The 14,327-nt window shown below is 47.8% G+C and carries 13 protein-coding genes and 2 pseudogenes; 8 read left to right on the top strand and 7 right to left on the bottom strand.

From position 1 onward, the window contains the following. The first annotated feature begins 25 nt into the window (after positions 1-25). Positions 26-723, top strand: a protein-coding gene (locus U0026_RS05870; RefSeq protein WP_223289738.1) for an IS1 family transposase whose coding sequence is annotated in 2 segments (ribosomal slippage) — positions 26-275 and positions 275-723 — 699 coding nt in all. Because the reading frame shifts where the segments join, the coding sequence is not laid out codon by codon here. Between the two features lie 36 nt (positions 724-759). On the opposite strand, the gene U0026_RS05865 is transcribed toward U0026_RS05870, so the two are convergent. The 4 genes from U0026_RS05865 to U0026_RS05850 all read right to left on the bottom strand — a co-directional run bounded on the left by U0026_RS05865 (position 760) and on the right by U0026_RS05850 (position 6,108). Continuing rightward, positions 760-1,566, bottom strand: a complete 807-nt coding sequence (locus U0026_RS05865; RefSeq protein ID WP_073971254.1) for an endonuclease/exonuclease/phosphatase family protein — start codon at positions 1,564-1,566, stop codon at positions 760-762. 86 nt (positions 1,567-1,652) lie between these two features. Next, on the bottom strand, positions 1,653-3,281 hold the full coding sequence (locus tag U0026_RS05860) for a PTS transporter subunit IIBC (protein WP_062779820.1): 1,629 nt from the start codon (positions 3,279-3,281) through the stop codon (positions 1,653-1,655). A gap of 59 nt (positions 3,282-3,340) precedes the next feature. Continuing rightward, the gene (locus U0026_RS05855; RefSeq protein WP_062779822.1) at positions 3,341-5,074 is read right to left on the bottom strand and encodes a glycoside hydrolase family 13 protein; all 1,734 of its coding nucleotides are present in this window, start codon (positions 5,072-5,074) and stop codon (positions 3,341-3,343) included. A gap of 68 nt (positions 5,075-5,142) precedes the next feature. Next, positions 5,143-6,108, bottom strand: a complete 966-nt coding sequence (locus tag U0026_RS05850; protein ID WP_045332106.1) for a LacI family DNA-binding transcriptional regulator — start codon at positions 6,106-6,108, stop codon at positions 5,143-5,145. 248 nt (positions 6,109-6,356) lie between these two features. On the opposite strand from U0026_RS05850, the gene U0026_RS05845 reads away from it, so the two are divergent. From U0026_RS05845 to pcoE, 6 genes and pseudogenes are all read left to right on the top strand, one after another. Continuing rightward, positions 6,357-7,054, top strand: a protein-coding gene (locus tag U0026_RS05845) for an IS1 family transposase (RefSeq protein ID WP_223289738.1) whose coding sequence is annotated in 2 segments (ribosomal slippage) — positions 6,357-6,606 and positions 6,606-7,054 — 699 coding nt in all. Because the reading frame shifts where the segments join, the coding sequence is not laid out codon by codon here. Positions 7,055-7,071: 17 nt separating this feature from the next. Next, positions 7,072-7,398: pseudogene (pcoC, locus tag U0026_RS05840) on the top strand (copper resistance system metallochaperone PcoC); the annotation flags it as partial. A 55-nt stretch (positions 7,399-7,453) separates the two neighbouring features. Next, a complete protein-coding gene (gene pcoD, locus U0026_RS05835) occupies positions 7,454-8,332 on the top strand; it encodes a copper resistance inner membrane protein PcoD (RefSeq protein WP_229692861.1) in 879 nt (292 codons plus the stop codon). A gap of 54 nt (positions 8,333-8,386) precedes the next feature. Then, positions 8,387-9,067: a copper response regulator transcription factor PcoR gene (gene pcoR, locus U0026_RS05830; protein ID WP_001188930.1), complete on the top strand. Its 681-nt coding sequence runs from the start codon at positions 8,387-8,389 to the stop codon at positions 9,065-9,067. After that, the gene (pcoS, locus tag U0026_RS05825) at positions 9,064-10,464 is read left to right on the top strand and encodes a copper resistance membrane spanning protein PcoS (RefSeq protein WP_002436614.1); all 1,401 of its coding nucleotides are present in this window, start codon (positions 9,064-9,066) and stop codon (positions 10,462-10,464) included. Before pcoR ends, pcoS begins: the two co-directional genes overlap by 4 nt. Before the next feature lie 215 nt (positions 10,465-10,679). Further along, positions 10,680-11,114 carry a copper resistance system metallochaperone PcoE gene (gene pcoE, locus U0026_RS05820; protein ID WP_038633679.1) on the top strand — a complete coding sequence of 145 codons (435 nt, stop codon included), beginning with the start codon at positions 10,680-10,682 and terminating at the stop codon, positions 11,112-11,114. A gap of 185 nt (positions 11,115-11,299) precedes the next feature. Here the strand turns inward: pcoE and U0026_RS05815 are convergent, their stop codons facing one another. From U0026_RS05815 to tnpA, 3 genes are read right to left on the bottom strand one after another with little or no spacing between them, the layout of a single operon-like run. Continuing rightward, on the bottom strand, positions 11,300-12,838 hold the full coding sequence (locus U0026_RS05815; RefSeq protein ID WP_062779763.1) for an IS66-like element ISKpn24 family transposase: 1,539 nt from the start codon (positions 12,836-12,838) through the stop codon (positions 11,300-11,302). Positions 12,839-12,886: 48 nt separating this feature from the next. Next, positions 12,887-13,234, bottom strand: a complete 348-nt coding sequence (tnpB, locus tag U0026_RS05810) for an IS66 family insertion sequence element accessory protein TnpB (RefSeq protein ID WP_000612626.1) — start codon at positions 13,232-13,234, stop codon at positions 12,887-12,889. After that, positions 13,231-13,635, bottom strand: coding sequence for an IS66-like element accessory protein TnpA (gene tnpA / locus U0026_RS05805; RefSeq protein ID WP_003031976.1), 405 nt, complete (start codon positions 13,633-13,635; stop codon positions 13,231-13,233). The genes tnpB and tnpA overlap by 4 nt, the downstream gene beginning before the upstream one ends. A gap of 82 nt (positions 13,636-13,717) precedes the next feature. Here tnpA and U0026_RS05800 point away from each other — a divergent pair. Further along, positions 13,718-14,320, top strand: a pseudogene (locus U0026_RS05800) (IS30 family transposase); the annotation flags it as partial. Positions 14,321-14,327: the final 7 nt, after the last annotated feature.

The raw sequence follows: 14,327 nt of genomic DNA, 5'->3' as shown, positions 1-14,327 counted from the left end.
ATGATGGTGATTTTAAGGTGCTTGCGTGGCTTCCATTTCCATCAGATGTCCTTCCTGCTCCGCTACTGAAGGCGTGGTGCGTAACGGCAAAAGCACTGCCGGACATCAGCGCTATCTCTGCTCTCATTGCCGTAAAACATGGCAACTACAGTTCACTTACACCGCCTCTCAGCCCGGTACGCACCAGAAAATCATTGATATGGCCATGAATGGCGTCGGATGTCGCGCCAGTGCACGCATTATGGGCGTTGGCCTCAACACGGTTTTACGTCACTTAAAAAACTCAGGCCGCAGTCGGTAACCTGGCGCATACAACCGGGCAGTGATGTGATTGTCTGCGCTGAAATGGACGAACAGTGGGGCTACGTCGGTGCTAAATCACGTCAGCGCTGGCTGTTTTACGCGTATGACAGGATACGGAGGACGGTTGTGGCGCACGTCTTCGGTGAACGCACTCTGGCCACACTGGAGCGTCTTCTGAGCCTGCTGTCGGCCTTTGAGGTCGTGGTATGGATGACGGATGGCTGGCCGCTGTATGAATCACGCCTGAAGGGAAAGCTGCACGTTATCAGCAAGCGTTACACTCAGCGCATTGAGCGACATAACCTGAATCTGAGACAACATCTGGCAAGGCTGGGACGGAAGTCACTGTCGTTCTCAAAATCGGTGGAGCTGCATGACAAGGTCATCGGGCATTATCTGAACATAAAACACTATCAGTAAGTTGGAGTCATTACCGGTTTAGTCTATGAATAAACATTAAATAATGTCTACTTCCACCAGAACCCCAAAGTGATCCGATACAACCGGATAAAAATCGTTATTAAAAATCACCTGATGCTGCTTTACCACCATCGGTTGATTACTAAGAACCAAATCAATGCGTAGCGCTTGGCTATTTTGTTCCCAACCGTCAATATTTTTAATTACAGTAGTTCCGGAGTCTTTTATTTCTGCTATTTCATAACAATCTATCAAACCGCACTGTAATACATAATCATAACCTTCATTGCGTATATGGCTTGGGTTGTTGAAATCGCCTAATAGAAAGCTCAACTCTGTTGATAATGTTGCCTTTATTCTGTTGAACTGGTCCTCAAATGAGCTCTCTGAGTCACTCCACCAGCCGCAATGACAATTATAAAGATTGAAATCACCTCGTTGAGAAGTGACCTTAATACGCACTGCTCGCCTATGTTTCCAAAAGTTCACATCATAGTTATCACTTAGGTCAATGACCTCATGCTCGACAATCGGCAGTCGCGTCAAGAATGCCAGTCCCTCTTGATATACGTCATAACTTTGATGAACGAAATCCCATGTAAGTTGGTAGTGATAGCCGTATTCCATGAGTTTTTTCTGTAATAAATATCCATAGTTATCAGCGAGCACGGTGTGATTAGTTAATATATTGGCATCAACAGCCGAGCTATTTTGATGTTGATTCACTTCCTGTAATGCAACGACATCGCACCCTTGCTCGATAATGGCTTGCGCTACCACATCCAACTTTTCTAGTTGTTTCTCTTCTTGCCAACTATGGGTATTTAGCGTCATTAACTTCATTTATTATTCACTTATTCATTGTAGCGAGTTAAACGCAGCTCAAGGCTGCGTTTCTCGAGGTTATTTTATCTAGGGTAGAGAATGAATTACGCAGGTTGTGCTGAAAACTTCTCAACTAATCTAGATTTAATGACATCCACTCCTGGACCATAAATAACTTGTACTCCCTGTTCTTTAATTACAGCACCAAGTGCTCCTGTCGGCTTCCATAATGCATATTCAGCAACCAACTGCGGGTCATTAACTGTAATGCGCAAGCGAGTCATACAAGCATCAATCTCAACAATATTGGCACGGCCACCTAAATTCTGAATAATAATGTCCATCTTCTCATCTTCTGACATGGATTCTGAACTTTCATCGAGGTAGTTACCCATACGGCCCGGTGTTGGCAATTTAAATTTGACAATGAGCACACGGAATAATCCATAGTTAACACCAAAGAAAACAATAGAAACCAATGCGAAGCGAACCAAATCACCACCGATTCCCGCTGAAACCATCATAGGTATACGAGTGAGTAACTCAATCAAACCAAAGGCATGTATACGTAGGTCCATCACATCGACCAACGCAAATGCAATCCCTGTTAATACCGCATGCGCAACATACAAAACAGGAGCAATAAACATAAACATGAATTCAATAGGCTCTGTCACACCGGTTAATAACACAGCAAGACACGCAGATAAAAACATTGGCTTGTATTGTGCGCGCTTATCACTATCAACACAGTGATACATCGCAAGTCCAATACCAATCAATGAAGACGCTGCGATAATAACTTGGCCCGCTTTAAAACGTGCTGGATGCACCGTATCTAATAGATGTTGGTAAGTTGTCGGATCGCTTAATTTAAGATTATTTAAATCGCTAACCCAAGCAAGCCATAGTGGATCTTGACCATAAACACTTGCCCCCGCATTCACCCCTGTTAAAAGCTCATAAGTACCACCCAACTCGGTGTAATTCATTGGAATAGTTAAAGTGTGGTGTAAACCAAATGGCAGTAATAAGCGCTCTAACGTACCATACAAGAAAGGAGCAGTGATCGGCGCAGTGTCTTTAGAGGTTGCAATCCATTGACCAAAATCATTAAGCGCACCTTGAATTAAAGGCCATACGATTGATAAAGCAAACGCAATAATCATCGAATAGAAAATAACAACAAAAGGTACAAAACGCTTACCGTTGAAAAATGCTAATGCCTGAGGTAAGCGAGCGAAGTCATGATAACGGTTAAATAAGTTGGCACCTAAATAGCCAGACATAATACCGATAAACACACCCATATTTAGAGCAGGAGCACCCAAAATATTAGTGAAGAATTGAGAGACAGGTAGCTCAGAACCAAATAGGCTCATCACAACCGCCTCGGGATCACTGAGCATAGCGTTATCCACGCCTAATATAACCCCAGTGATACGGTTAATTAAGATGAAGGCGATCAGCGCGGCAAATGCTCCTCCTGCACGTTCTTTAGCCCATGATCCACCAATAGCGACAGCAAATAATAGGTGAAGATTAACTATGATCCCCCAGCCTATGTTTTCCATAATAGCGCCTAGTGTTTCAATGGCACCAATACCACCAGCATACATTGCGACAACTTTACCGAGTGATATCATGATACCAGCGGCTGGCATCACCGCGATAACAACGATAAGGGATTTCCCAAATCGTTGCCAAAAATCAAAAGATAGTAACTGACTCATAAATGATTCCTTGGTTTAAATGCAGGGTAGCCTTATCAAGGCCCTGCGATAAATATAATTTAGTGCTTTCTTGCAAATATATACGCAGCATAAGGTGGGGCAATTTGCGTCGCTATAAAATCTGAGCGAACGTGTTCATTGTTGACATTCTGATTATCAAGCATTAACTCGCCTAATTGCATGCGGTCGATATCAACGATGCTCTCTTGTGGACTTAAATTGGTAATAATGGTCCATGTCATATCTTGTGCAACACGTTGATAAGCATAGATATTAGGGTCGTTAGGTAGCAGCAATTGATAGCGGCCAACCACTAAACTTACATTTGACTTACGCAGAGCAATCAGCTGCTTATAGAAACTCAAAATCGAATTTGGATCTTTCTGTTGTTGCTCAACATTGATATCTGCGTACTGTTGATTGACGGAGAACCAAGGTTGCACCTCAGAAAAACCGGCAAAATCCTGCGCATTCCATTGCATTGGCAAGCGACTGTGGTCGCGAGATACTTGATTTAACAAGGCTAAGATGTCTGCATCGCTTTGACCTTGTTGAGATAGCTTTTGAATTAAATTTCTAGCAGACACATCATTAAATTCATCAAGAGAAGTAAACTGATGATTTACCATACCAATCTCTTGGCCCTGATAAATAAACGGAGTTCCTTTCATCAAGAAATAACAACTCGCTAACGCGGTAGCACTGGCATACCTAGAGGTAGGGTCGGCAAAAGTATCAATGCTACGAGCTTGATCGTGGTTTTCTAAATAAAGCGCATTCCAGCCTTTACCTTCTAATGCATCTTGCCAACGCGATAAAATGCGTTTGAACTCCACTAGATCTAAAGGCACGTTGCTTTGTTCTTCCGACCATAGCTTCATGTGTTCAAACTGAAAAATCATGTTGAAAACACCGCCTTGATCGTGCTCGGTCGCTTCGGCAACCCAAAGTAATGCATTGTCGGCAGTCACCCCATTAGCCTCACCAACTGTCACTATGTTAAAGGGATCAAACGCCTGCTCTTTTAACTCATGCAGATGTTTTTCAATCCCTGCCACATTCATATGATAATCAAACGAAGAGACATACTTTTCACCCTTTGGATTGGGTAAAGAAGGTAAACCTGGTTGTTTCTGAATATGGCTAATTGCATCCACACGGAAGCCATCAATACCACGCTCCAACCACCAATAAATCATTTTAAATAGTGCTTGTTTAACTTCAGGATTTTCCCAATTCAGATCAGGTTGTTTTTTTGAAAATAGGTGCAAGTAGTACTGTGCAGTTTTTTTATCATATTCCCATGCGCTGCCATGAAAAATACTTTCCCAGTTGTTTGGGTCGCAAGTCGGTTTTTCAGCGGTAGGCTCACAACCATCACGCCAAATATACCAATCGCGCTTAGGGCTATTTTTGTTATCTCGAGATTCAATGAACCATGGGTGCTCGTCGCTAGTGTGGTTGATCACTAAATCCATAATAATGCGAATGCCACGTTTATGAGCAGCACTGATTAGTTCATCCACATCCTCAAGGGTTCCAAAGTCAGGATGAATCGCTTGATAGTCACTAATATCGTACCCGTTATCATCATTAGGTGATGCATAGAATGGGCAAATCCATATTAAATCAATGCCCAAATCAGCAAGATAATCGAGCTTAGCAATGATGCCATTGATGTCACCAATACCGTCCTGGTTTGTATCATAAAAACTACGGGGATAAATTTGGTAGGCGGTTGCTTTCTTCCACCACGCGAGTGGTTTTGAGTGCATATTAGGAGCGAGTGTCATCGGTTATACTATATGTGTTATCGTTAACATATATAGTTAAGTAGAACCGATTTGGACTCAACACAATTTCAGAGGAATTGTGAGCTTTCTCTCATCTTTATGTCGAATGTGCCTTCAACAGAACTGAAATCGCGCTTGAGCAATTTTTTGACAGCTTGGTAGCCCACTTGATAGTAGTTAAAAGCGACAGTCGTCAGGCTCGGGACTAACAAATCGCTGTAGTCATAGTCACCCATGCCTACAATCCATACGTTATGACCGATCTTGAGTTGCTGTTCTTTGGCGCGACGATATAAACGAATGGCAATATTATCGGTGGCACAAAAGTAGACATGATTAGGCTGTAATTGAACGGCCTGATAGCCAGCTTTGTCCTCCGAGTTGGCTAGGGCTTGTAGTGATAAATTCAACTCAGGGACGGTGTCGGTAATAGTGGCTTGCATCAACTTAGTGCGGCTAGAAAGCATACGCTCATCATAAATATAATGTACGGCAGCCAGCGGTGCCTGCTGCTGTTTTAACTGAGTGATGGTGTGGGAGACGAGGGCTTTAATCGCTGCATGATCGGGGTAATATAAACAGCAATGGTGGGGGGTATTTTTGCCAATAAATACCACATTGTCTAAGGTTCGATAAAAAGTCTCTTCGACACTGTGCTTTGACGCAATAATAATCGTGCCCAATGCATTTAAGCCGTTAAACTCTCTCACAGCTTGGCATTCTGACTCATGGTTAAACCCTGTGGCATGAAACAGCATTCGTACTTGTGATTCATTGGCAGCAGCCAGCGCCCCTTTAATCACTAAACTGGTCGTATATGACTCAATACGAGGCGCGATGAAACCAATAATATTGGATTGGCTACGAATGGAGCGAGCAAATATATTAGGCGTGTAATGACTCTCTTTGACGATGGCATCAATTTTAAGGCGGTTCTCTTCCGAGACATAACCGCCATTAAAGTAACGCGACACAGTCATTGTTGAAATTCCAAGCTGCCTTGAAATCTCAGCCATGGTCATTTTTTTACTCATTACCTATTTCCTTCAATAATGCACTATTGCCATATCTCCAAGTGACTTCAAGATACAGAATTCAGAGTTGAGTCACTTGGGCATAGTATCCAATATATTGGCTAACAACACAGTAAATAAAACTGGGTGGACGTATGAGTGTTTAATTTTCACTCACAAGATTTAGACCTGAACTCAAGACCAAGGAGCGAGCGGTAATGCTGCCAACTTACTGATTTAGTGTATGATGGTGATTTTAAGGTGCTTGCGTGGCTTCCATTTCCATCAGATGTCCTTCCTGCTCCGCTACTGAAGGCGTGGTGCGTAACGGCAAAAGCACTGCCGGACATCAGCGCTATCTCTGCTCTCACTGCCGTAAAACATGGCAACTACAGTTCACTTACACCGCCTCTCAGCCCGGTACGCACCAGAAAATCATTGATATGGCCATGAATGGCGTCGGATGTCGCGCCAGTGCACGCATTATGGGCGTTGGCCTCAACACGGTTTTACGTCACTTAAAAAACTCAGGCCGCAGTCGGTAACCTGGCGCATACAACCGGGCAGTGATGTGATTGTCTGCGCTGAAATGGACGAACAGTGGGGCTACGTCGGTGCTAAATCACGTCAGCGCTGGCTGTTTTACGCGTATGACAGGATACGGAGGACGGTTGTGGCGCACGTCTTCGGTGAACGCACTCTGGCCACACTGGAGCGTCTTCTGAGCCTGCTGTCGGCCTTTGAGGTCGTGGTATGGATGACGGATGGCTGGCCGCTGTATGAATCACGCCTGAAGGGAAAGCTGCACGTTATCAGCAAGCGTTACACTCAGCGCATTGAGCGACATAACCTGAATCTGAGACAACATCTGGCAAGGCTGGGACGGAAGTCACTGTCGTTCTCAAAATCGGTGGAGCTGCATGACAAGGTCATCGGGCATTATCTGAACATAAAACACTATCAGTAAGTTGGAGTCATTACCCTTTCTCTGCTATGGCCCATCCGGAATTAAAAAGCTCTGTGCCACAGGCTGATTCAGCCGTAGCGGCCCCGGAAAAGATTCAGCTTAATTTCTCGGAAAATCTGACCGTGAAATTCTCAGGTGCAAAATTAACGATGACGGGTATGAAAGGCATGTCATCACATTCTCCGATGCCGGTCGCGGCAAAAGTGGCGCCAGGCGCTGACCCTAAATCGATGGTCATTATTCCGCGAGAGCCTTTACCCGCTGGCACTTATCGTGTTGACTGGCGCGCGGTTTCTTCAGATACGCACCCTATTACCGGTAATTACACCTTTACAGTGAAGTAATATTATGAACGACCTGATTATGATTGTTATTCGTTTTCTTCTTTATCTGGATTTGATGGTAATATTTGGATTGCCATTTTTTCAGATATATGGAATAAGTGGTGTCAGACATGAAACCTATAACCTGACTAATTTCAGGTCGTTTATAACCTTTGCTGTTGTTACAGGCATCATTCTTACTGGCATTAATATGCTCCTGGTATCTAATGCCATGAGTGGAGTAACTGACCTCAGAGAATTATCCATCCATGTTATCGAGATGGTGATAGAAGAAACTGATGTGGGTATTAGCTGGATTGTCAGGCTCTGTGCCCTGTTTACCACACTCGGTGCTTTGTTCCTTTACACTAATAAGAGAGTATTGTCCTGCCTGCTGATGACGATGAGTGGGGGCGTGGCGCTGGCTACACTTGCCTGGGGAGGACACGCCGTTATGCATGACGGTCTGCATTACTATCTCCATTTACTGAGCGATCTGACCCATCTCGGCGCTGCAGGTGCCTGGACAGGTGCTCTGGTTGCATTTGCTATCCTGCTGATGCGCAGAAACGAGCATAATGCACAGAGCGTCATTGTGATATCTGACTCCCTGGCAAAATTTGCCACGGCAGGAACGGTGATTGTTGTAGCCCTGATCCTGAGTGCGCTGGTCAACTATCTGTATATTGCTGAGGGTAACTTAACTCCCTTATTCAACAGTTCCTGGGGGAGGATATTGCTTGCCAAGACGGCTCTGTTTGTTCTGATGCTTCTTCTGGCTGCAGCAAACCGGTTTCACCTGGGTCCCCGGCTTGAAGTTATGGTCAGGGAAGGGAATTATGATCGCAGCGTTGCCCTGATGCGAAACAGCATCCTGACAGAATTCGTTGTTGCGATTATCATTCTGGGCGCCGTAGCGTGGCTCGGAATGCTTGCTCCGTCTCAGGTCAGCTAGGGGACAGCCAAAGCTCATGCGTGAGATTTTTACTTTCATATCAGCGAGTTGACCATGCAGCGTATTTTAATCGTTGAAGACGAACAAAAAACAGGTCGTTACCTGCAGCAGGGACTGGTTGAGGAAGGCTATCAGGCCGATCTCTTTAATAATGGCCGCGATGGTCTCGGGGCCGCGTCGAAGGGACAGTATGATTTGATAATACTGGACGTGATGCTGCCTTTCCTCGACGGGTGGCAAATCATCAGCGCACTGAGGGAGTCCGGGCACGAAGAACCGGTCCTGTTTTTAACCGCAAAGGACAACGTGCGGGACAAAGTGAAAGGACTGGAGCTTGGCGCAGATGACTACCTGATTAAGCCCTTTGATTTTACGGAGCTGGTTGCACGTGTAAGAACCCTACTGCGCCGGGCACGCTCGCAGGCCGCAACAGTCTGCACCATCGCCGATATGACCGTTGATATGGTGCGCCGGACCGTGATCCGTTCGGGGAAGAAGATCCATCTCACCGGTAAAGAATACGTTCTGCTTGAGTTGCTGCTGCAACGCACCGGAGAAGTGTTACCCAGGAGTCTTATCTCGTCCCTGGTCTGGAACATGAATTTTGACAGTGATACGAATGTGATTGATGTCGCCGTGAGACGTCTGAGAAGTAAAATTGATGATGACTTTGAGCCAAAACTGATCCATACCGTTCGCGGTGCCGGATATGTCCTGGAGATCAGAGAAGAGTGAGGTTCAAAATTTCCCTGACCACACGCCTGAGCCTGATTTTTTCTGCGGTGATGCTTACGGTATGGTGGTTATCAAGTTTTATCCTGATTAGCACCCTTAATGGCTATTTCGATAATCAGGACCGCGATTTTCTGACAGGTAAACTTCAGCTCACCGAAGAGTTTCTTAAAACAGAGACGTTCCGGAACAAAACGGATATTAAGTCATTATCAGAAAAAATAAACGATGCGATGGTAGGGCACAATGGTTTATTCATTTCTATAAAAAACATGGAAAATGAAAAAATTGTTGAACTCTATGCCAAAAATTCTGTTGTTCCAGCGGTCCTGCTTAATAAGTCGGGTGATATTCTCGACTATATGATCCAGACGGAAGAAAATAACACCGTGTACCGCAGTATCTCGCGGCGGGTTGCCGTGACGCCGGAACAGGGTAAAAGCAAACATGTCATCATTACGGTTGCCACGGATACTGGGTATCACACCCTGTTTATGGACAAACTCAGTACCTGGCTGTTCTGGTTCAATATCGGTCTGGTCTTTATTTCTGTTTTTCTGGGCTGGCTGACCACACGTATTGGTCTGAAACCGTTACGGGAAATGACCAGTCTGGCTTCCTCCATGACTGTACACAGCCTGGATCAGCGTCTAAATCCCGATCTGGCTCCGCCGGAAATCTCTGAGACCATGCAGGAGTTCAATAATATGTTTGATCGCCTGGAGGGGGCATTCCGGAAACTGTCAGATTTCTCGTCTGACATCGCGCATGAGCTGCGCACACCAGTCAGTAATCTGATGATGCAGACGCAGTTTGCACTGGCTAAGGAAAGGGATGTTTCGCATTACCGCGAAATTTTATTCGCTAACCTGGAAGAACTGAAAAGGTTGTCACGAATGACCAGTGACATGCTTTTTCTGGCACGTTCAGAGCATGGTCTGCTGCGGCTGGATAAACATGATGTGGATCTGGCAGCCGAACTGAATGAATTACGTGAGTTGTTCGAGCCCCTGGCAGACGAAACAGGAAAGACAATCACGGTTGAAGGAGAGGGCGTTGTTGCCGGAGACAGCGATATGCTCCGACGTGCTTTCAGTAACCTGCTTTCCAATGCAATCAAGTATTCTCCCGATAACACCTGTACAGCGATACACCTTGAGCGTGACAGTGACTGTGTGAACGTGATGATTACGAATACGATGTCCGGCCAGGTTCCCGCTAATCTGGAACGTTTGTTTGACCGGTTCTATCGCGCAGACTCATCAAGGTTCTACAACACGGAAGGCGCGGGGCTGGGATTATCAATTACAAGATCGATCATTCATGCTCACGGCGGCGAGCTGTCAGCAGAACAGCAGGGGCGGGAAATTGTGTTCAGCGTGCGTCTGTTAATGGATTAATACCGTTATTCAGGAGAAACCCGGAAGGTGACAAAAATGTCATCGTTCAGTCACGCGATAAACAGAGTCGGTTTTTTATAATCAGCCATAAATCAGGACAGCGTGATAATTCAATCGCCCGGTTCCTGGCGTGATGATCAACCAGCCCTGAGATCAAATGCTTTCTCTGTTATAAGCATTGATTGTTCGGGTATGAAAACACCGGAGACCCAACCATGAAAAAGATCCTTGTATCCTTTATTGCCATGATGGCTGTCGCTTCATCTGCCTGGGCTGCAGAGACAATGAACATGCATGACCAGGTAAATAATGCCCAGGCGCCTGCCCATCAGATGCAATCATCCGCTGAAAAAAGTGCAGTTCAGGGGGAGAGCATGAAAATGATGGATATGAGCGGTCACGATCAGGCCGCAATGTCCCATGAAATGATGCAAAACGGCAATTCTGCTGCCCATCAGGACATGGCTGAAATGCATAAAAAAATGATGAAATCCAAGCCAGCAGCTTCTAACGAAACAGCAAAATCATTTTCCGAAATGAACGAGCATGAGAAAGCCGCTGTTATGCATGAGAAGGCGAATAATGGTCAATCTTCCGTTATTCATCAGCAGCAGGCTGAAAAGCATCGCAGCCAGATCACCCAGAATTAACCCGCAGCTCCACTTGTTAGACCCTCATTTGACGCCGAAGTCACTGGCTTACGCTCCCGTCCGGGAGCGTTTTTTTCCCATATATCAAACTTTAACTCTGAAGAGGTGGAAGTATCTGACCAACACTGTCACGTAACGCCAGATAACTGTAAGCGTGCAGCGAGAACCGTATTGACGGGGATGTGTTATTCATTTGGCAATGCTACGCGCCAGGGGAGCAGTTCGCTGACCCGGTTTATCGGCCAGTCAGCTATAACATCAAGCACATGGCGAAGGTAGCTTTCTGGCTCCACTCCGTTCAGTTTGCATGTCCCGATCAGGCTGTACAGCAGCGCTCCCCGCTCTCCTCCATGATCCGAACCGAAGAACAGGTAGTTTTTGCGGCCCAGGCTGACCATCCGTAGCGCATTCTCAGCTATGTTGTTATCTGCCTCGGCCCAGCCGTCGTCAGTATAGTAAGCCAGCGCCGGCCACTGGTTCAGTACGTACGTGAACGCTTTCGCCAGTTCTGAGTGTCGCGACAGCGTTTTCACCTTTTCACGCAGCCAGCTTTCCAGGGATTTCAGCCGCGGTTTAGCTTTTTGCTGACGTTCTGCAAGGCGTCGCTTCGCCGGCATCCCCCTTATTTCCGCCTCGATGGCATATAACTCACCGATCCGTTTCAGGGCTTCCTCCGTCAGCGCTGACGGGGTGCGAACGTGCACATCGTGGATCTTGCGGCGGGCATGAGCCCAGCAGGCAGCTTCCGTTATCTGTCCATTGCGGTACAGTTCGTTGAACCCGGCGTACGCATCCGCCTGCAGAACACCGCTGAAGCCAGCGAGATGGCTCTGCGGGTGGATACCTTTTCTGTCCGGGCTGTAAGCGAACCACACTGCCGGCGCCAGCTCTGACCCGGCGTTACGGTCGTCACGAACGTACGTCCACAACCGCCCGGTCTTCGTTTTCTTATTACCTGGCAACAGCACCGGGACAGGCGTGTCATCAGCATGGAGCTTACCGTCAGTCAGCACATAGTCCTGAAGCGCCCCTTCCAGCGGTGACAGTAGCCGGCAACACGCATCCACCCAGCCCGACAGCAGTGAGCGGCTCAGCTCCACACCCTGGCGGCCGTATATTTCAGACTGGCGGTACAGCGGGGTGGGCTCTGCATACTTTGAACTCAGCACGCGGGCCAGCAGCCCCGGTCCTGCGATACCCCGCTCGATGGGCCGTGAAGGCGCGGGGGCCTGCACGATGGCATCGCACTGAGTACAGGCATGCTTTTCACGTACTGTCCGGATAACCCGGAAGGCGCTGCGCATCAGCTCCAGCTGTTCGGCGGCATCTTCACCCAGGTAACTCAGCGCACCACCACATTCCGGGCAGCATGACGCTGCCGGCAGCAGCCGTTTTTCGTCACGGGGAAGTGATTCAGGGAACGGTTTGCGGGTACGGGTCTGCCGCAGCGGGCGCTGCACGGCCGGGTCATCCACCCGGCCGGTAAGGGTATCGCTTTCTTTCTGCAACTGCTTAAGGTCGGCTTCCATCTTCGCGATACGGCGGGAGACTTTTTCGGAGCGGCTGCCGAAGTTCATCCGGCGCAGCTTATCCAGTTGCGCCTGCAGGTGATCTATTTCGCGTTCACGCTCGTTCAGCTTTTCCAGAAGGGCACGGTTCAGCGCCTCCTGTTCGGCAAGGAGACGTTTCAGTTCATCGATATCGTCAGGAAGTAAGCTGTTCATACCGGGTATATTACCAGGCTCATTCAGCGTCGACCAGGATAAAGAGGCCTACAACATAGTCAGTGACGTAAGCAGTCTTTTAGGCTGCCGCCAGTCGATACCTTCAAGGAGCATCGCCAGCTGTGCCGGTGTGAGGAACACTTTGCCATCCCGGGCTGACGGCCAGGCGAAGCGGCCGCGCTCCAGCCGTTTGGTCAGCAGACACAGTCCATCGCCGGTAGACCAGAGGAGCTTTACCTGACTGCCATTACGCCCACGGAAGATAAAAACGTGACCTGACATCGGATCGTCTTTCAGCGTCGTCTGCACCTTTGCCGCCAGGCCGTTGAAGCCGTTTCTCATATCGGTGATGCCAGCGACCAGCCAGATCTTTGTCCCTGATGGTAATGGGATCAACGTTTGAGCTCCCGTATCAGCAGGTTCAGGATATTTTCGCTGATGGCACCATTCAGACGGAGTGATCCGTGCCGGAACGTCACTTCACAGCTGATATTGAGTGATTCAGGTGCCGCAGCAGCTACAGGTTGTGACCGGGGGGAGGTTGCAGGGACAACATCTTCGGCATCAAGTGTTATCGGGAGCAGCTCAGGCACGTTGTTTTCTGTTGTTGAAGGAGGACGTAGTTTTCCTTCGCGCCAGTACTGGCGCCACTTAAACAGCAAATTATCGTTGATCCCATGCTCACGAGCGAGTTGCGCTACGGAGATCTCTGGTCGATGCGAGAGTTCAACCATTTTGATTTTGAACTCAACGGGATAATTAGGGCTTTTTTTACGCACTGCGGTTAATGATTTCATGGATAGCGTCCACCATATTTGGTGTCCATTATCCTCTCAGGAATTTCAGGATCTGCCAGACGGTGCTGAGACGACGCTTACCAACAAAGCTCAGGGAGGCCAGCTGTATCGTTATCTGCGCCAAGGCCATAAGCGTTATCGCAAAGGCTCGGGTAGCCGGTGCTCCCCCATCAAAGATGCACGTTCGATTGAGGAGCGCCCTGCCATTGTCGATAGCCGGGAGCGGTTTGGCGACTGGGAGGCGGACACGGTACTTGGCAAACAGGGAACTGGGGTACTGGTGACGTTGGCAGAGCGTAAGAGCCGTCATTATCTGGTGAAACGAGTTCGAAGCAAGCAGGCCGATGAGGTCCGGGATGCGATTATCGAGATGCTGAGGCCGTATGCCAAGCACGTCCACACCATCACCTTTGACAACGGCGGCGAGTTTGCCGGGCACAAGGCAATAGAAGCGGCGCTAGAGGCGAAGACCTATTTTGCACATCCCTATTCGTCGTGGGAGCGAGGGCTGAACGAAAACTTCAACGGATTGCTGCGACAGTACATCCCGAAGGGAACGGATTTGAGAACAGTCACGGACGAGGAGATAGAACAGGCGCAAAGAGCGTTGAATCTACGCCCACGAAAATGTCTCGGATTTAGGCAGCCCGGCAAGGTGTTCGAGGAATACTTCCGAGCTGCGTAGGCGGGTG

The organism is Kluyvera intermedia, from assembly GCF_034424175.1.
Taxonomy (GTDB): Bacteria; Pseudomonadota; Gammaproteobacteria; order Enterobacterales; family Enterobacteriaceae; genus Kluyvera; species Kluyvera intermedia.
Note: the sequence above shows the minus strand (reverse complement) of the source record. Positions and strands in the feature narration are given on the sequence as shown.